Origin of the sequence: Streptomyces coelicoflavus (assembly GCF_003112555.1) — a bacterium.
Classification (GTDB): Bacteria; Actinomycetota; Actinomycetes; order Streptomycetales; family Streptomycetaceae; genus Streptomyces; species Streptomyces coelicoflavus.
The window spans coordinates 165,467-181,731 of record NZ_BEWB01000007.1 but is presented as its reverse complement, the minus strand read 5'-3'; the positions used below and the strand labels follow the sequence as shown (position 1 = coordinate 181,731).

Annotated in this window: 18 protein-coding genes; 8 read left to right on the top strand and 10 right to left on the bottom strand. The window is 73.8% G+C overall.

What is annotated here, in order from left to right; all coding sequences use genetic code 11:
* Positions 1-4: 4 nt before the first annotated feature.
* Genes Sco07f_RS18430 through Sco07f_RS18415 form a run of 4 tightly spaced genes read right to left on the bottom strand, consistent with a single transcriptional unit; the run spans position 5 to position 2,184 of the window.
* On the bottom strand, positions 5-379 hold the full coding sequence (locus Sco07f_RS18430) for a roadblock/LC7 domain-containing protein (RefSeq protein ID WP_054101160.1): 375 nt from the start codon (positions 377-379) through the stop codon (positions 5-7).
* 52 nt (positions 380-431) lie between these two features.
* Positions 432-956 carry a roadblock/LC7 domain-containing protein gene (locus tag Sco07f_RS18425; protein ID WP_054101161.1) on the bottom strand — a complete coding sequence of 175 codons (525 nt, stop codon included), beginning with the start codon at positions 954-956 and terminating at the stop codon, positions 432-434.
* Between the two features lie 38 nt (positions 957-994).
* A complete protein-coding gene (locus Sco07f_RS18420) occupies positions 995-1,780 on the bottom strand; it encodes a hypothetical protein (protein ID WP_174855384.1) in 786 nt (261 codons plus the stop codon).
* Positions 1,777-2,184: a hypothetical protein gene (locus Sco07f_RS18415; RefSeq protein WP_007389483.1), complete on the bottom strand. Its 408-nt coding sequence runs from the start codon at positions 2,182-2,184 to the stop codon at positions 1,777-1,779. Before Sco07f_RS18415 ends, Sco07f_RS18420 begins: the two co-directional genes overlap by 4 nt.
* Before the next feature lie 185 nt (positions 2,185-2,369).
* Between Sco07f_RS18415 and Sco07f_RS18410 the strand changes: the two genes are divergently transcribed.
* The gene (locus Sco07f_RS18410) at positions 2,370-3,440 is read left to right on the top strand and encodes a YihY/virulence factor BrkB family protein (protein ID WP_087788414.1); all 1,071 of its coding nucleotides are present in this window, start codon (positions 2,370-2,372) and stop codon (positions 3,438-3,440) included.
* A gap of 14 nt (positions 3,441-3,454) precedes the next feature.
* Here Sco07f_RS18410 and Sco07f_RS18405 read toward each other — a convergent pair whose 3' ends face one another.
* Complete coding sequence (locus tag Sco07f_RS18405) at positions 3,455-4,249, bottom strand: SDR family NAD(P)-dependent oxidoreductase (protein WP_007389482.1); 795 nt, start codon at positions 4,247-4,249, stop codon at positions 3,455-3,457.
* Positions 4,250-4,439: 190 nt separating this feature from the next.
* Between Sco07f_RS18405 and Sco07f_RS18400 the strand changes: the two genes are divergently transcribed.
* The 4 genes from Sco07f_RS18400 (at position 4,440) to Sco07f_RS18385 (ending at position 9,527) form a co-directional block, all read left to right on the top strand.
* Positions 4,440-5,603, top strand: a complete 1,164-nt coding sequence (locus tag Sco07f_RS18400; RefSeq protein ID WP_108988453.1) for a hypothetical protein — start codon at positions 4,440-4,442, stop codon at positions 5,601-5,603.
* Positions 5,604-5,815: 212 nt separating this feature from the next.
* On the top strand, positions 5,816-6,379 hold the full coding sequence (locus Sco07f_RS18395; protein ID WP_167468138.1) for a (2Fe-2S)-binding protein: 564 nt from the start codon (positions 5,816-5,818) through the stop codon (positions 6,377-6,379).
* Positions 6,376-7,368 carry an FAD binding domain-containing protein gene (locus Sco07f_RS18390; RefSeq protein WP_108988451.1) on the top strand — a complete coding sequence of 331 codons (993 nt, stop codon included), beginning with the start codon at positions 6,376-6,378 and terminating at the stop codon, positions 7,366-7,368. The genes Sco07f_RS18395 and Sco07f_RS18390 overlap by 4 nt, the downstream gene beginning before the upstream one ends.
* 29 nt (positions 7,369-7,397) lie before the next feature.
* Complete coding sequence (locus Sco07f_RS18385) at positions 7,398-9,527, top strand: xanthine dehydrogenase family protein molybdopterin-binding subunit (RefSeq protein ID WP_108988450.1); 2,130 nt, start codon at positions 7,398-7,400, stop codon at positions 9,525-9,527.
* Positions 9,528-9,603: 76 nt separating this feature from the next.
* Here Sco07f_RS18385 and Sco07f_RS40610 read toward each other — a convergent pair whose 3' ends face one another.
* Complete coding sequence (locus Sco07f_RS40610; RefSeq protein WP_108988449.1) at positions 9,604-11,157, bottom strand: hypothetical protein; 1,554 nt, start codon at positions 11,155-11,157, stop codon at positions 9,604-9,606.
* 203 nt (positions 11,158-11,360) lie between these two features.
* Between Sco07f_RS40610 and Sco07f_RS18375 the strand changes: the two genes are divergently transcribed.
* From Sco07f_RS18375 to tgmB, 3 genes are all read left to right on the top strand, one after another.
* On the top strand, positions 11,361-11,681 hold the full coding sequence (locus Sco07f_RS18375; RefSeq protein WP_054101165.1) for a DUF1232 domain-containing protein: 321 nt from the start codon (positions 11,361-11,363) through the stop codon (positions 11,679-11,681).
* A gap of 118 nt (positions 11,682-11,799) precedes the next feature.
* Positions 11,800-11,991 carry a putative ATP-grasp-modified RiPP gene (gene tgmA, locus Sco07f_RS18370; RefSeq protein WP_003978169.1) on the top strand — a complete coding sequence of 64 codons (192 nt, stop codon included), beginning with the start codon at positions 11,800-11,802 and terminating at the stop codon, positions 11,989-11,991.
* Between the two features lie 16 nt (positions 11,992-12,007).
* Positions 12,008-12,997 (top strand): ATP-grasp ribosomal peptide maturase, encoded by a 990-nt coding sequence (tgmB, locus tag Sco07f_RS18365; RefSeq protein WP_108988448.1) that lies wholly within the window; start codon positions 12,008-12,010, stop codon positions 12,995-12,997.
* 44 nt (positions 12,998-13,041) lie between these two features.
* On the opposite strand, the gene Sco07f_RS18360 is transcribed toward tgmB, so the two are convergent.
* The 4 genes from Sco07f_RS18360 to Sco07f_RS18345 form a co-directional block, all read right to left on the bottom strand.
* Entirely contained in the window at positions 13,042-13,257 is a 216-nt protein-coding gene (locus Sco07f_RS18360; RefSeq protein ID WP_054101167.1) for a hypothetical protein, read from the bottom strand.
* 108 nt (positions 13,258-13,365) lie between these two features.
* On the bottom strand, positions 13,366-13,851 hold the full coding sequence (locus tag Sco07f_RS18355; RefSeq protein WP_108988447.1) for a hypothetical protein: 486 nt from the start codon (positions 13,849-13,851) through the stop codon (positions 13,366-13,368).
* 204 nt (positions 13,852-14,055) lie between these two features.
* Positions 14,056-14,316, bottom strand: coding sequence for a DUF5133 domain-containing protein (locus Sco07f_RS18350; protein ID WP_167468137.1), 261 nt, complete (start codon positions 14,314-14,316; stop codon positions 14,056-14,058).
* A 134-nt stretch (positions 14,317-14,450) separates the two neighbouring features.
* Entirely contained in the window at positions 14,451-16,220 is a 1,770-nt protein-coding gene (locus Sco07f_RS18345) for an ABC transporter ATP-binding protein (protein ID WP_108988445.1), read from the bottom strand.
* Between the last annotated feature and the right edge of the window lie 45 nt (positions 16,221-16,265).

The following is a 16,265-nucleotide window of genomic DNA, read 5'->3' as shown; positions in this document are numbered from 1 at the left end:
GGGTTCAGACCTCCAGATCCCCCTCGATCCGGCGCAGCTGGTGGCGGGCCATCGCCAGGTTGGCGCGGTTCGCGTCCAGCACCAGATAGAGGAACAGCCCGTTGCCGCCGCGGCCCTTGAGCAGGCGGATCATGTGGTACTGGGTGCCCAGCGTGATCAGGATGTCCTCGATCTCGTCCTTGAGACCGAGGTGCTCCATCGTGCGCAGTTTGGACCGCACGACGTCGGTGTTGCCCGCGGCGGCGACCTCCAGGTTGAAGTCCTTGCCGCCGCCCAGGGTGCCGAGCGCCATGCCGCTGGTGTAGTCGACCAGCGCGACGGCGGTGGCTCCGTCGATGGAGCTGAGGCATTCCTTGAGCGAGGTCTCCAGGTTGGCCATGGTGGTTCCTTTCCGGACGTGATCGGTGTGCGAGCGGTACGCGAGGGGTGGTTCAGGTCGGCCGGTGGTGGCCGCCGGCCCGGGGGGTGGGCTCGTGGGCGGGGCGCTGCGGGGTGCGCACCGGGAGGGTGCCGATGGGACGGGCCGTCTGTGCGGGCAGCGCCGTGACGGGTTCGGCGGTCCGGGCGCGGCCGCGTTCCGGTCCGAGACCGGCGGCGACCAGCTCCCCGATCCGCGCGCCGCTGCGCCGGCCCTCCAGATGGAGGCGGCCCACATTGACCCGGCCGTCGGCGAGCAGGGTGAGCACGGCGGCCGGACCGGCGGCGTAGGTGGCGACGTAGCCGTCGGCCCCGCGCAGCAGCAGTTCGCGGAATCCGCCGCGCGCGGTGGCCTCGGCCGTGCGGTGTGCGACGCCGAGGGCGGCCGCGGTGAGCGCGGCGAGCCCCTCGGGTTCGGTGCCCGGCGCGTCGTGGGCCAGGACGAGCCCGTCCACGGTGGCCGCGAGCGACCCCGTCAGCTGGGGGACGCGGTTGCGCAGCCGGTGCAGTTCGTCCAGGACGTCGCTCTCGACGGCCATGAGCAGTCTCCTTTCGTCGCGCCTGCGGCGCGCGCGGATCACAGGGCCTCCAAGGCGTCTCGGAGCCGTCGCAGCAGGGCCGTGTCGGGGTCGTCCCACACGACCGCCGGCGGTTCCGCTCCGGACCGCGGGGGCGGGGCAGCGGCCGGCGCGACGCGGACGAGGCCGTCGGCGGCCAGGCGGCGCAGTTCGACCAGCGTGTGATACGTGCGGCAGGCGAGCGCCGAGGCGATCTCCGCGGCGGTGCGGACGCCGTCGACCTGCGTCAGGGTGCGGCCGCGCCGCACGGGCAGGACGTCGGCCCCGGCGCCCGGCACCCGGGTCAGCGGGAGGGTGTCGATGGCGGAATCGGGCCAGATGCGGTCCAGCAGGGCGCGCCGGCGCCCGGACTCGCGTACGACGACGTCCACCGGCACGGAACGGACCGCGCCGAGCCAGTGCACCGCGCCCGGCCGGAAGCGCTGTGCCCGGGTGTCGTGGGCCAGGACGAAGTACGCGGCGTCGAACAGCGCGCCCAGGTGGCAGACCTCCAGCGCGCCGGCGGCGAGGCTGCCGCCGTCCACGAGCCGGTGGCCGACCCGGTGCTGTGTGCCGCCCCGGTCGACCGCCTCCCACCAGCCGTCCGGCGGGACCGCGCCACTGCGGGTGAGCAGCGCGCCGAGGTCGGGCGTGAAGGCCGACTCCACGTGCACGACGCGGCCCGCCTTGAGGTAGACGATGCCCCGCTCCCCCGACAGGGCGCCGGTGGCTCCTTCGCGCGCGAGGGCGCCGAGGGCGTCCGCCGTCGTCTCGTGCGCGGTCCAGGTGGTCGTCACCCGGGTCATCCGAGTACCAGCCGGTCGGCCATCTCGGCCAGCCGGATGCGGGCCAGAGCGAGGTTTCCGTCGTTGCGGTCGAGCCACAGGTGCAGGAAGACGGTGCTGTCGAACGGGGTGCTGACGAACCGGAGCAGGTGATAGGCGTCGCCGGTGGTGGCGATCAGGTCCTCCACCGGGGGTTCCTTGCCGGGCTCCAGGGTGTCGCCCGCCGTACCGGCCGCCGCCAGGGAGCCGCTCTCCGCGACGTGCCGGCCCAGCTCCGCCGTCTCCGCGGCCGTCGCCTCCCAGTCGCCGCCCGGAGCGTCGCCGACGGCGCCGAGAGCGAGCCCGCTGATCCAGTCGACCAGCGACGCCCCGCGCGCACCGGGCAGCCGCATGGCTTCCAGCAGACTCTCGTCGATTCCGGGCACGCCGGATCCCCTCCCCCTGCACGGCTGTACCGCGAACGTGACGACGACACTACGGAAAGTGCACGCATCCGGTGAGCGCTTTGGCATTTTCCAGAGGAACGTGCCCGCGCTGCGGCATACTGCGATGTTCGGGCCGGTCCGGGGAACCGGCGCGTGCCCCGGCCCGGACGGGCAACCCGGGGTGCATGGCCCGACTGCATCTCCCCCGACGCGGGAAGCACACGAAGGACGCACCGGCGGAAGAACCGGCTGAGGCGGGGGCGGACGCGGACTACGGTCCGGACGCCGCCACCGAGAACGCCGCCCCGGACTCCCCCACCGAGCTGCCCGGACGTTCATGGTCCGCGCTGCTGCGGCGGGTGCTCGCCGAGTTCAAGGACGACGAGTTGACCGACCGTGCCGCCGCCCTGACCTACTACGGGATCCTGGCGCTGTTCCCGGCCCTGCTGGTGCTGGTGTCGCTGCTCGGCATCGCCGGGGCGTCCGCGACCCAGGAGGTCCTGGACAACATCCAGAAGCTCGCGCCGGGTTCCGCGCGGGACGTGATCACGAACGCGGTGGAGCAGTTGCAGGCCAAGGCGGGCCTGGGCTCCGCGCTGGCGGTGGTCGGCCTGGTGGGTGCCGTCTGGTCGGCGTCCGGCTACGTCGCCGCGTTCATCCGGGCCGCCAACGCGGTGTACGACATGCCCGAGGGGCGCCCGGTCTGGAAGGTGCTGCCGCTGCGGGTGGCCCTGACCGTGGTGCTGCTCGTGCTCGCGGTGGTCAGCGCGCTCATCGTGGTCTTCACGGGGAGCCTGGCCCGGCAGGCGGGCACCGCGCTCGGCGTCGGCGACACCGCGCTGACGGTGTGGTCGATCGCCAAGTGGCCGGTGCTGGTCCTGCTGGTCACCTTCATGATCGCGATCCTCTACTGGGCCGCGCCGAACGCCCGGGTGAAGGGCTTCAAGTGGATCTCCCCCGGCAGTCTGGTCGCGCTGCTGATCTGGCTGCTCGCCTCCGCCGGATTCGCCTTCTACGTGGCCAACTTCGGCTCGTACAACAAGACGTACGGCACCCTGGCCGGTGTGATCGTCTTCCTCGTCTGGCTGTGGGTCACGAACCTGGCGATCCTGCTCGGTCTGGAGTTCGACGCGGAGCTGGCCCGGCAGCGGGTCATCGACGGCGGCCACCCGCCCGAGGAGGAGCCGTACGTGGAACCGCGCGACACGCGGGCCTGGAACGAGGCGGACCGGCGGCGCGCGGCGGGGGACGAGTGAGGCCCCGGGGAACGCTACGGCAGGATCGAGTCGACGTATCCGCCGTCCACCCGGACGGCCGCGCCGGTGGTGGCGGACGCGAGGGGCGAGCTGAGGTACACCACCAGGTTGGCGATCTCCTCCGGTTCGATCAGCCGCTGGAGCAGCGACTGCGGCCGGTGTTCGCGCATGAAGACGCGCTGTGCCTCGTCCCAGGGCAGGTCGCGGTCGACCAGCTGGTACACGAAGTCCTCGACGCCCTCGGTGTGGGTGGGGCCCGCGATGACGCAGTTCACCGTGACCCCGCTGCCGGCGGCCTCCTTGGCGAAGCCGCGGCCGACGCCGAGCAGGGCCGTCTTGGAGACGCCGTAGTGGATCATCTCGGCCGGGATCACGACGGCCGAGTCACTCGCGATGTACAGCACCCGGCCCCAGCCGCGGTCCCTCATCCGGGGGAGATGGGCGCGCGTCAGCCTGACGCCCGCGAGGACGTTGATCTCGAAGTAGCGGCGCCACTCGTCGTCGCTGATCTCCAGCGCGGGCGCGGCGCCGAAGACGCCGAGGTTGTTCACGAGGATGTCCACGTCGGGCAGTGCCTCCAGGGCCCGCCCGGCGCCCTCCTCGGTGCCGAGGTCGGCCGCGACCGGCACGAACACGCCGTCCGGCACCTCGTCCCGCAGTTTCCCGACGCTCTCCTCCAGGCGGCCGGCGTCGCGTCCGTTGACCCCCACGGTGGCGCCGGCCCCGGCCAGCCCCGCGGCGATCGCCGCCCCGATGCCCTGCGAGGATCCCGTCACCAGTGCGGTGCGTCCGCCGAGGTCGAGGTTCATCAGGTCGCTCCTTCTCATGCCGTACGGTCGGGTTGCTCCTGCCCACCCTCGCCCACGACGCACCCGTGCCCCGGCCGGCCGCACCGTGCGCCGCGTCGCGGCACGCCCGGTCGGCGGACCCCCGGTGCTCTCGGCTGACCTGCGGCGACAATACTTGCCTACGTCCGTGCCCCTGCTGCCCGATGGACCCATGCCGACCTCTTCCACCGCCCGCCCCACGTTTCCGCCCACGCTGTGGGCCGCTCGCGGCCGCCATGTCGGCTCCGCGGCCGAGGACACCGTCCGGCAGACGCTGCAGCGACTCAAGGACGACCACGTCGTCGACGACTTCCTGGAGCCGCCCGACGAGCCGGCGGCCGGGTCCGGGACCGCCGGGGCGCCCGGCCCGCGGATCTTCGAGGCGCGCTGGAAGACGCCCGGGGCCGTGACCGTGCGGGCCAGGCTGATCCTGGAGCCGGCCTCGGCGGGCGGACAGGAGTGGACGCTGCTCGCGGAGGCGGAGGCGGCCTGGGACCTTTCCTGGCCCTCGCCCGCCACCGTGTTCTGGCCGGACGACCCGGACGTCACGTGGGACCGGGACGCCGCCACGGGGCTGCGGCTGCGGGGCACCAACACCCTCCCGGACGACGACAAGGCCGTACGCAGGCTGCTCAAGGAGGCCGGGCGCAGCCCGTGGAACATCCACGTCGTGGTGCACGAGGCGATGACCCCGGACCACCGCGGCCGGGTTCCCCTCGTCCAGTGGCTGCCGCCCGGTCTGCGGCACCGGGTGGTCGAGCACCGCGCCGCGCCGCAGCAGCTGCGGGTGGTGAACTGGGCGCTGGAGGACTTCGGCGTCCAGGTGCCCCGCGGCGGTGCCGTGGTGCTGCCCGGCACGCCCGCGCCGGCCGAGTACGCCGCCGGTGACTTCTCGGTCCGCACCGTCTTCCTGGACGGCTCCGAGCCCACCGCGCTGATGGCCGCGGTGACGTCCTTCGACGCGCTCGACAGGCCGCTGCCCGACGACGCGGTGGCCGCGCTCGGCTCGCTGCGGGAGGACTGGCGGCTGCTGACGCTTCAGGAGGAACTGGAGCGCGAGCGCAAGCTGGTGGCGATGTACGCCGAGGCGCTCGAGGCGATGACCCAGTCCCGCGATCTGTACCGGGAGGCGGCGGAACGGGCGGCCGAGGCCCTCGCCGTGTACCGGGAGTCCGCCGGTGCCGCCCCGGCCCGGCCGGCACCGGCAGAGCCACCGGCGTCGCCGCTGCGGGGACTGACCCGCACCCTGGAACGGTTCCGTGGCGCCGGACGCGCACCGCGGACCGCCGGGCCGGACGGCCGCACCGAGACGGAACCGCCGCGGACGGACGACTGACCGCGGCGCCCCCGGGGCCGGCGAGGCGGTGCAAACATCAGGTCGCGCACCGCCCACCCCGGTCGCAGCCGGTCGCAGCCGGTCGCAGCCACGAATCGTCGTCCCCGAGGGGCGGGACGACAGGCCGCTGAGGGCACCCTCACGTGTCATCCGGTGCGGGGTGGATACGCGGACGGCACAGGCACGGCCCGTCCCGGAAGGTCAGCGACGCCATGGACAGCCAGCACGAGAGCGCCCCCGCCACCCGCCCACCGGACTCCTCCCGCTCGGAGACGACGCTCCGCGTCAACGGCAAGCCGCACACCCTCACCGTCGACCACCGCCGCGTCCTGCTGGACCTCCTGCGGGAGGATCTCGGGCTCGCGGGAGCCAAGAAGGGCTGCGACCACGGGCAGTGCGGCGCCTGCACGGTCCTGGTCGACGGGCGGCGGGTCAACAGCTGCCTGCTGTTCGCGGTCGCCCTGGACGGCTGCGAGATCACCACCGTCGAGGGCCTGGCCGGGGACGGCGAGGAGCTGCACCCGGTGCAGCGGGCCTTCCTGGACCGTGACGCCTTCCAGTGCGGGTACTGCACGCCGGGCCAGATCTGCTCCGCGGTCGGGGCGCTCGCCGAGGCCGCGGCCGGTCACCCGTCCCACGTCACCGATCCGGCGACGCCCTCCGGGGAACCGGTCGCGCTGAGCCGCGAGGAGATCCGGGAGCGGCTGAGCGGCAACCTGTGCCGGTGCGGTGCCTATCCGCACATCGCCGACGCGGTCGAGGACGTGATCCCGTGAGGTCCTTCGCCTACGTACGCGCGGGCAGCGTCGAGGAGGCCACCGACGCCTACGCCTCCCACCCCGGCGCCCGTTACCTCGGCGGCGGCACCAACCTCGTCGACCTGATGAAGCTGGGTGTGGAGACGCCGGCCGCGCTCGTCGACGTGTCCCGGCTGCCGCTGGACACCGTGGAGGAGCTGCCCGACGGCGCGCTGCGGGCCGGGGCCATGGTCCGCAACAGCGACCTCGCGGCCCACCCCGCCGTCCGCGACCGCTACCCCGCGCTGTCCCAGGCACTGCTGGCCGGCGCCTCCGGGCAGTTGCGCAACGCCGCCACCACCGGCGGCAACCTGCTGCAACGCACCCGGTGCCCCTACTTCCAGGACGTGTCCAAGCCCTGCAACAAGCGGGAGCCCGGCACCGGCTGCGGCGCGCTGGAGGGCCTGCACCGCGACCATGCCGTACTGGGCCACTCCGACCAGTGCATCGCCACCCACCCGTCGGACATGGCGGTCGCGCTGGCCGCGCTCGACGCGCGGGTGGAGCTGCACGGTCCCGAGGGCGGCCGGAGCGTGCCCGCCGCCGACTTCCACCGGCTGCCCGGCATGCACCCGGAGCGGGACACGGAGATCCACCCCGGCGAGCTGATCACCGGGGTGCTCCTGCCCGCGGCCACCGCCGGGCTGCCCTCGGCGTACCGCAAGGCCCGCGACCGGGCGTCGTACGCCTTCGCGCTGGCCTCCGTCGCCGTCGTGCTGCACCTGTCGGACGGGGTGGTGGAGCGGGCCGGGATCGCCTTCGGCGCGCTGGCGCACCGGCCCTGGCGGGCGCGGCGGGCCGAGGACGCGCTGGTGGGCGCGGCGCCCACCACGGCGGCGTTCGAACACGCCGTCGACCTGGAACTGGCCGCGGCCGAACCGCTGCGGGACAACGCCTACAAGGTGCCGCTGGCCCGCCGGCTGGCCCTGGACGTACTGGGCCGGCTCGCCCCGCCGGCCACGACCTGACGGACCCCGGTGTCCACGAGGAGGACTCCATGACCGCCACCGATGCCGTCCTGGGCGCTCCGGTCGAGCGCCGGGAGGGGCGGGAGAAGGTCACCGGCACCGCCCGGTACGCCGCCGAGTTCGACGCGCCGGGCCGCGCCCAGGCGTGGCCGGTGCCCGCGACGGTCGCGCGGGGCCGGGTGACCGGCGTCGACTCCGCGCCGGCGCTCGCGCTGCCCGGCGTACTCGCGGTGCTCACGCACGAGAACGCGTCCCGCCTCGGCGAGCCCGACGACCCGACCCTGGCGGTGCTCCAGGGGCCGCACGTCCCGCACCGGGGCTGGTTCGTGGGCCTGGTGGTGGCCGAGACGCTGGAGGCGGCCCGCGCCGGCGCCGCGGCCGTCCGGGTCACCTACGAGACCGAGCCCCACGACGTGACACTCACCGCCTCGCACCCCGGTGCGTACGTCCCCGAGTCCGCCAACGGGGGCTTCGCGGCCGTCACGAAGCACGGCGACCCGGACGGGGCGCTCGCCTCCTCGGCGACCCGGGTGGACGTCGCGTACTCGGTGCCGCCGCTGCACAACCACCCCATGGAGCCGCACACCAGCACGGCGCACTGGGACGGCGACCGGCTGACCGTGCACTCCTCCAGCCAGGGCACCACGGCCGTGCAGAAGGAACTGGCGCGCATGTTCGGGCTGCCCGAGGACCGGATCACGGTGCGCGCCGAGCACGTGGGCGGCGGTTTCGGCTCGAAGGGCACACCGCGGCCCGAGGTGGTGCTGGCCGCCATGGCGGCGCGCGAGACCGGACGCCGGGTGACCGTCGCACTGCCGCGTCGCTACCTGCCCGCCGTCGTCGGGCACCGCGCGCCGACCCTGCACCGGCTGCGGCTGGGCGCGGACACCGACGGCCGGCTCACCTCCCTCGTGCACGAGGTGACGACGCACACCTCGCGGGTGAAGGAGTTCGTGGAGCAGGCCGCGGTCCCCGCCCGCGTCATGTACGGCACCCCCGCGCTGCGCACGGCCCACCGCGTGGCGGCGCTGGACGTGCCCACACCCTCCTGGATGCGCGCCCCGGGCGAGTGTCCCGGCATGTACGCCCTCGAGTCCGCGATGGACGAACTGGCCGCCGAGCTCGGTGTCGACCCGGTGGAGCTGCGGATCCGCAACGAACCGGAGACGGAGCCGGACAGCGGAAAGCCGTTCAGCAGCAGGCACCTGGTGGAGTGTCTGCGCGAGGGCGCCCGGCGCTTCGGCTGGGAGGACCGCGACCCCCGCCCCCGCTCCCGGACGGACGGGCCCCTGCTGATCGGCAGCGGGGTGGCCTCGGCCACCTACCCGGTGCTGGTCTCCCCGTGCGTCGCCGCCGCCCGGGCCCTGCCGGACGGCGGCTTCCTGGTGCGGGTCAACGCCACCGACATCGGTACGGGCGCCCGCACGGTGCTCGCGCAGGTCGCGGCCGACGCGCTGGGCGCCCCGCTGGACCGGGTGCGGATCGAGGTCGCCGACAGCGGCATCGGGTTCGCCCCGATGGCCGGCGGCTCCTCGGGCACCGCGTCCTGGGGGTCGGCCGTGCACGAGGCGTGCGCCCGGCTGGCCGGCCGGCTGGCGGAACACTCGGGGCCTCTGCCCGACGAGGGGATCACCGCCGAGGCGGACACCTCCGGCACGGCGGATGCCGAGAGCCCCTACGCCCGGCACGCGTTCGGCGCGCACTTCGCCGAGGTGACCGTGGACACCGTTTCCGGTGAGGTGCGGGTGAGGCGGCTGCTTGGCGTCTTCGCCGCCGGGCGCATCCTCAACGCCCGTACGGCCCGCTCGCAGTTCATCGGGGGCCTGACGATGGGCCTGGGCATGGCGTTGACCGAGGACAGCACGATGGACCCGGTGTTCGGGGACTTCGTCGAGCGCGACCTGGCGTCGTACCACGTGCCCGCGCACGCCGACGTGGCGAACCTGGAGGCACACTGGGTCGACGAGCAGGACGCGCACCTCAACCCGATGGGCAGCAAGGGGATCGGCGAGATCGGGATCGTGGGCTCGGCGGCGGCCGTCGGCAACGCCGTCCATCACGCGACCGGCATCCGTTTCCGCGAACTGCCCCTCACCCCGGACCGGGTGCTCACCGCTCTGCTCGAACACGAGCATCCCGCGGGCATGCTGGGGGTCTGAGACGGGCGCGTGGTCCGCGCCGGACGAGCTTCCGGCGCGGACCACGTCGTGTTCGGCGTACTGGGGCGGTCGGCGCTCAGTCCGCGACGGTGCGGCTCGCCACGGCGACCCGGCGAGCGGGCCTGCGCCGTGCCGCGGCCGGCGCGGCCACCCGTACGCACAGCGCCGTCAGCGCGACGAGCGAGGCGACCACGGCCACCGCGACCGCGATCCAGGTGGGGGCCAGGGTGAGGTCCGTGACCGGGGAGACCCGCGCCGAGGGGGTGGCGCTGCCGTAGAGCTTGGCCGCGGCCAGCGCCGCCGGGCCGACGACCGCGGCGGCCAGCAGAGCCACGACCGGCCGCACCGTCAGCAACAGGGCCAGCACCAGGCAGAGCGCCGACAGGCCGAGGGCCGTGCCGTAGGCCTGCGCGGAGGCGTCACCGCGGTGCAGCGGGAAGTAGGCCACGCCGCACCCGGCCAGGACCGCGACGGTGAGCCAGGCGGGCCAGGCCGGGCCCCGTGCCGCCCGCCGGGCCGCACGGGCCTGTTCGCGGTCGCGCGCGGTACGGGCCCTGTCACGGTCGCGCGTGCTACGAACCCCGTCACGGTCGCGCGCGCCGCGGACCCCGTCACGGTCGCGCGCGCCGCGGACCTCGTCGCGGTCACGCGCCGCACGTGCCTGACGGGCCTGGTCGCGCTCGCGCGCCGCGCGGGCTCCGTCGCGGTCGTGCGCCGCGCGGGACTCGTCGCGGTCGCGTCCCCGGCGGAACGGGCGTGGCCTGCGGCGTTCGCGGCCGCGGCGGTCCGCCGCGGTGAACGCGCCGGCGGGCTCCCGTCCGCCGTCCTCGTCGGACGTCTCCTGCGCGGCCCGCAACCGCCGGGCGTCGGGCCGTTCCGGGCGTACGTGTCCGTCCTCGGCGAGCCGGCCGATCAGTTCGACGAGTTCCTCGACAGGCCGGCCGGTGGCGGCGGCCCGCACTGCCTCCTGCCCGCAGTGCGGTTCCAGCGGTGTGCGGTGCAGCAGCGCCATCAGACGGGTCACGTCCTCCACGGAGCGGCATTCCGCCGCGGCCCGGATGGCCTCGTCCGCGCTGTCGGAGTGGCGCGGCGGCCGGGTCAGCAGCCCGACCAGCCGGGTGACGTCCTCGACGGACCGGTTCACGCCGACCGCGCGGAGGGCGTCGATCGTGGCCTGCGCGTACTGGGGCGACTGCTCCATCGTCGTGATCAGGTCGACGACCTCCTCCAGCGGCCGGTCGGCCACGGCGGCGCGCACCAGGTCGCCCACGGGGTCACCGTACGTCCGCACCGCTCCGTCCTGGGCGTCCGCGTAGGAGTGTGCGTCGGCGTCGAGGTGGCGGGGACCGGAGCCGGGTCCCTCGGGGCCTTCGGGGCCTTCGGGGTCGTCGGGGCCGGAAACGGGGAGGGCCGGGTCGGGTTCGAGTTCGGGGAGGTCGGCGTCGTCGAAGTCGACGTCCCACATGTCGTCGTCCCGCTCGGCGGGGGGCCGCTCGGCCAGGGGCCCGGCACCGGGATCCGTGCCGGGCGGCCGCGCCGTTCCGGTGGTCGTGGTCGTCTCGCCGGTGGGCAGGTCCAAGGCGGATATGGCGTACTCGGGCGAGCGGGGTGATGAAGAGCCGGTGGTCATGATCTCTCCGTGTGGTGGGGGTGCGGCCGCCCTGCGTCCCCGACATGCGACTCGCGATGCGTGCTGCCATTACTAGGCACGTCCACCGCGCCGTGCCACTCCGGTGGGCCACAGGGATGAGAGACCCCGCCCCGCGGTCTTGCCGCCGTCGCGAGCGGGCATCCGGACAGGGAGGCGCGTACCGCGCGCCGTAGGAGGGGCATGTGGATACGACCACAGTGATCGTCGTGGCGGTGCTGCTCGCGGCGATCGTCCTCGCGGCGGCGGTCGCCGTGCTGGTGCGCCTGGTCCGCGCCCGGCGGGACCTCAGGCGGGCCGGACTTCCCACGGGGCCGCGCTGGGTCTTCTGGGGCGCGGTCCTCTACCTGGTGCTTCCGGCGGACCTGCTGCCCGACCCCGTCTACCTCGACGACGTCGGCGTGCTGCTGCTCGCTCTGCGCTCCACGCGCGGCCGGACCGGCGGCCGGCGCGGGGTCCCGGACCGGCGGCGGACCACCGGCCCGCCCGGTGACTACGCAGCGTAAGGAAACCAATCACCCGTTCGATTCGTATAAGTCTCTGGAAGCCGAAGGAAGTCGGCGGACCAGACGGCGGCGCAAAGGGCCGTCGTCTGATCGGCGCAGCACCGACTAGGGAGAGACGATGCAACCGTTCGCGCTCAACTACGCACGGCCGGCAGTGGAGTTGGAAGCCACCACTCCGTACGTCTACGACTCCGGGCTGCAGTTGAACGTGCTCCTCGACGGGCGGGTGGCCGCCTGTGACCACGCGCTGCTGAGAGAGTTGGGGACCACGACCTCCACCGCGGGGTCGAAGACTCACTTCGACGACTGAACACGGGCCGCCGAGAATGACCGTGTTGATCCTGACCAGTGAAGAGGACGTCACCGCGGACATGGTGGTGGTGCACCTGAACGCGTCGGGCGTACCGGTGGTCCGGCTGGACCCCGCCGACCTCACCGATTCCGTCGCGCTGTCCGGCGAGTTCGTGCACGGCTCCTTCCGGGGCCATCTGTCCTCGGGGGGACGCCTGGTGAGCATCGGCGGGCTGCGGTCCGTGTGGGTGCGCAGGCCGGGCGGCGCGGCCACCCGGGCCGCCGAACCGTCCCCATGGCTGACCGAGGAGTCCGGACAGGCGCTGTACGGCATGCTCCGCGGTTCCGGGGCGCGCTGGATGAACCAGCCCGACGCCGCGCACCGGGCCAGGTACAAGCCCTGGCAACTGCGTCTGGCCCAGCAGTGCGGGCTGCCCGTGCCGGCGACGCTGATCACGACGTTTCCCCGGGCGGCCCGCGAGTTCGCGGAGCGCTACCCGGACCTGGTGGTCAAGCCCGTCTCGGGCGCCCATCCGCAGGATCCACCCCTGGCGGTGCCGACCAGCCGGGTGCCGCCCGAGGCGGACTTCTCCGCCGTCGCGCACGGCCCGACGCTGCTGCAACGCCGGGTCGCCAAGCGTGCCGACATCCGGCTGACGGTCGTCGGCGAGGAGTTGCTGGCCGCCCGCAAAACGGTCCTCGGGAGCCTGGACCCCGAAGAGGTCGACGTCCGCTTCACGGCGTCGGGCGGGCCGTGGCGGCCGGCCGAGGTGCCGCCGCGCGTCGCCGAGGGGGTCCGGGCCTATCTGCGGGGGGCCGGACTGGCCTACGGCGCTCTGGACTTCGCCGAGGACGGCGACGGCACCTGGTGGTTCCTCGAGTGCAACCAGTCGGGGCAGTTCGGCTTCGTCGAGGTGGACACGGGCCAGCCGATCGCCCGCACCATCGCCGAGTGGCTGGCCCGGCCCGGCCTCGCGGACACGGTGGAGACGTCCGGCGGCCCGGGCACGGCCGCGGTCGGGTGAGACCGGGCCCTCCGTCGCGGGCCGTCCCCCGAGGCGGCCTTGCGTCAGCGCGGGCGCGGGCCGGGCAGTAGGGCGGTGCGCTGCCAGCCGGCGCCGGGGGACGGCTGGCGTTCGGCGCCGGGCAGGTGCCCGGGGGCGCGCAGCGGACGCATCACCACCTCCAGTTCCCTGTTCACACGCTCGGCGTCCCGCCGCACCTGGTCGGGGACGTCACCGCGTTCGGCGACGAGTCGGTCGTAGATGGGGGAATCCTGGAACACCCGTCAACGTGCCTTTCGTGTCGTCCGCCCCCGCACGGAGGCGCGACTGAGCAGTCTAGGCGCCCGTTCACGCGGGGGTGCGCATTCCGCCAGGATGTGAACGGCCCTTCAGGCGCCGGTGGTGGAGCCGGGCCGCACGATCATGAGCACGGTCACCGTGGCCCACAGCAGGTTGAACACCCCGGTGAACATGGCCAGCCGCGCCGTCAGGGCCCGTTCGACGGGCTGCCGGTCGGTCAGCTGTTCCAGGAGTTCCTCCTGACGCGGCAGGACGAAGGCGGCCAGGAGTCCCGCGGCGACCGCGGTGAGGGTGATGGACGCGACGAGCCAGGCGTCGCCCAGGACGCCCATCGAGGCGGCGGTGGCGAATCCGAGGACCGGCACCGCGATGCCGAGACCGGCGTAGACCCGGCAGATGCGGTGCAGCAGCCGGACGGTGCCCACGTCCCACACACCCGCGCCGTCCCCTCCCCCGGCGGTCACGGCCACCGGCACCCGGCGGACGGCCGCCGGGAACATGCTGGCCGCCACGGTGACGGGTCCGACGGCGAGGATGGCCGCCAGGACGTGAAGGGACAGCAGGAACTTGGTCATCGGTCGGGCTCCGGGAGGCAGTTCGGGCGAAGCGGTGATCGAATCCCACGGTAGGAAGCCGTCGAGCGGCCGCCCAGTGGCGCAAACGACAGCTTCCAACGGATTCTCGCCAGTGCCTCCCTCAAGGCTCCCGGGTGCCCGTGCCGTGGTGGGGACCGGCGGGCCGGTTCCCCCCACGGCACGGGCCGTGCGGTGCGGCGGTGTTCACACGGCCAGCGACAGGCCGCTGTCCCCGTCCGTGGTCAGCGACCCGGCTTCCTGCGCGCGCCCCTTGGCGAGCAGCAGCGCGTCCGCCTTCGCCACCGCGTCGTGGACGGCGGTCGTCGCCATCATCACGCACAGTGTGTAACTGACGTCCGCCAGTTCGCGCGCCGCCTCCGGCCGCTCCCTCTCCGCCTGAGCGATCCGCAGTGACGCGTACCGCGTCAGCAACTCCCTGACGACCTTCGGGTCCGGTTCGAGCACGAAGCGCCCCTCTCTCGGTTTTCGCTGCGTATGCCCGAACCCAGCCGAACCAGTCGCATCCCGCGCACTCATGCTCGCAATTGACCAGATCCCGTCTCTTCCTGTCCGACCGACACCATGAGAGGACGACACCGTCAGGCGACCTGACCGCTGTGCAGCGCGGTGTACGCCCCTCCCCCGGCGAGGAGTTCCTCGTGGGTGCCGGTCTCCAGGACCCGGCCCTCGCCCATCACCACGATCCGGTCCGCACCCCGCACGGTGGACAGCCGGTGCGCCACGACGAACGTGGTGCGCCCGCGCAGCAGCCGGGCCAGCGCCTGCTGGACCAGCGCCTCGGAGCGGGTGTCCAGCGCCGAGGTGGCCTCGTCGAGGACGAGCACCCGGGGGTCCCGGATCAGCGCCCGGGCGATGGCCAGCCGCTGGCGCTGCCCGCCGGACAGCCGTGCCCCGTGTTCCCCGACCAGGGTGTCCAGCCCTCGCGGCAGCCGGTCGACGAACTCCAGGGCGTTGGCGTCGCGCAGGGCGGCGCGCACCGTCTCCTCGTCGGCCTCGTCCATGCCGTAGGCGACGTTCTCCCGGACGGTGCCGTCGAACAGGATGGACTCCTGCGGCACCACCGAGACGAAACGCCGGTACGTGCGCAGGTCGATGGTGTTCATGTCGGTGCCGTCGAGCAGCAGCCGCCCCGAGGTCGGCCGCAGGAAGCCGATCACCAGGTTGAGGACGGTGGACTTGCCGGCACCGGACGCGCCGACCAGGGCTATGGTCTCGCCGGGTTGGACGGCGAGGGTGAAGTCCTCGACCGCCGGCCGCCCGTCGCTCTCGTAGAGGTGCCCGACGCCCTCGAAGGTGACGGCGCCGCGCAGATAGGCCAGCTCCTTCTTGCCCGCGTTGTCCTCGAGTTCGGGGGCCTGGAGCACCTCGCCGACCGAGCGGACGGACTCGAGTCCCTTGGTGATGACGGGGGCGAGGCCCGCCAGCGTCGTCGTGGAGTTGGTGAGGGTGGTCAGGAAGGCGCTGAGCATGACGACGTCGCCCGCGGTGACTCCCCAGACGTCGTAGTACGAGATGAGCGCGGCGCCCGCGAGTACCAGGACGCCGACCACGTTGAGCACCACCCAGGACAGCGAACCGAAGCGGCCGTTGACCAGGTCCAGGCGCATGCCGGAGGTCAGCAGCCGGTCCAGGGTGCCGTCCATGCGGCGCAGCGCCTTGCCCTCCAGGCCGTGGGCGCGGGTGACCGGGATGAGGCGGGTCATCTCGGTGACCCGGGAGGACAGGGTCTCGACCTCGTGGCGGAAGTGCTCGTTGTGGGTGCGCAGCCGGGCGCGGAGCCGGGCCACGAGGAGGGAGGCGGCGGGGACCACGACGAGGAAGACGGGCAGGAACTCCGGGGTGCGCACGGCGATGATGACGAGGCCGCCGGTGAGCACGGTGAACGCGCCGAGCCCGGTCTCGGCGGTCTGCTGCACCATCTGTTCCACCGTCTCCACGTCCCGGACGACCTTGGCCTGGAGGACGCCCGCGCTGACCCGCGAGTGGTAGCCGATGGAGAGCTGCTGCATGCGCGTGCACAGCGCGGAGCGCAGGGCGGTGCCCATGCGGCGGACGCTGCCGTACAGAAGGCGCACGTAGAGCAGGTGCAGCGGGTAGTTGACCACCAGGATGAACATGATGAGCCCGGTGCTGGTCCACAGGTCGGTGATCGGACCGTGCTGGACCACGGTGTCGATGATGGCGGCGGTGACGAGGGGCAGCAGCCAGACCGGGCTGTGCTTGACGGTGAAGACGGCGACCGCGCCGGCCAGTCGGCGGCGGTCGGCGCGGAACAGGTAGACGAGCGTGCGTATCGGGTGTTCGCCCCGGTAGCGGTGATCGAGCGGCTTTTCGGGCGGCGACGCCATCGGCGTGGTCCTCCTGGTGACCGAGTGGGGAAAGCGCTTGCTTCC

What these genes read in the sequence shown, in the direction of transcription:
- Sco07f_RS18430 (WP_054101160.1), bottom strand. Translation starts at nt 379, where the DNA reads ATGGCCAACCTGGAGACCTCGCTCAAGGAATGCCTCAGCTCCATCGAC.
- Sco07f_RS18425 (WP_054101161.1), bottom strand. Translation starts at nt 956, where the DNA reads ATGGCCGTCGAGAGCGACGTCCTGGACGAACTGCACCGGCTGCGCAAC.
- Sco07f_RS18420 (WP_174855384.1), bottom strand. Translation starts at nt 1,780, where the DNA reads ATGACCCGGGTGACGACCACCTGGACCGCGCACGAGACGACGGCGGAC.
- Sco07f_RS18410 (WP_087788414.1), top strand. Translation starts at nt 2,370, where the DNA reads ATGGCCCGACTGCATCTCCCCCGACGCGGGAAGCACACGAAGGACGCA.
- Sco07f_RS18405 (WP_007389482.1), bottom strand. Translation starts at nt 4,249, where the DNA reads ATGAACCTCGACCTCGGCGGACGCACCGCACTGGTGACGGGATCCTCG.
- Sco07f_RS18400 (WP_108988453.1), top strand. Translation starts at nt 4,440, where the DNA reads ATGCCGACCTCTTCCACCGCCCGCCCCACGTTTCCGCCCACGCTGTGG.
- Sco07f_RS18395 (WP_167468138.1), top strand. Translation starts at nt 5,816, where the DNA reads ATGGACAGCCAGCACGAGAGCGCCCCCGCCACCCGCCCACCGGACTCC.
- Sco07f_RS18385 (WP_108988450.1), top strand. Translation starts at nt 7,398, where the DNA reads ATGACCGCCACCGATGCCGTCCTGGGCGCTCCGGTCGAGCGCCGGGAG.
- Sco07f_RS40610 (WP_108988449.1), bottom strand. Translation starts at nt 11,157, where the DNA reads ATGACCACCGGCTCTTCATCACCCCGCTCGCCCGAGTACGCCATATCC.
- tgmA (WP_003978169.1), top strand. Translation starts at nt 11,800, where the DNA reads ATGCAACCGTTCGCGCTCAACTACGCACGGCCGGCAGTGGAGTTGGAA.
- tgmB (WP_108988448.1), top strand. Translation starts at nt 12,008, where the DNA reads ATGACCGTGTTGATCCTGACCAGTGAAGAGGACGTCACCGCGGACATG.
- Sco07f_RS18355 (WP_108988447.1), bottom strand. Translation starts at nt 13,851, where the DNA reads ATGACCAAGTTCCTGCTGTCCCTTCACGTCCTGGCGGCCATCCTCGCC.
- Sco07f_RS18345 (WP_108988445.1), bottom strand. Translation starts at nt 16,220, where the DNA reads ATGGCGTCGCCGCCCGAAAAGCCGCTCGATCACCGCTACCGGGGCGAA.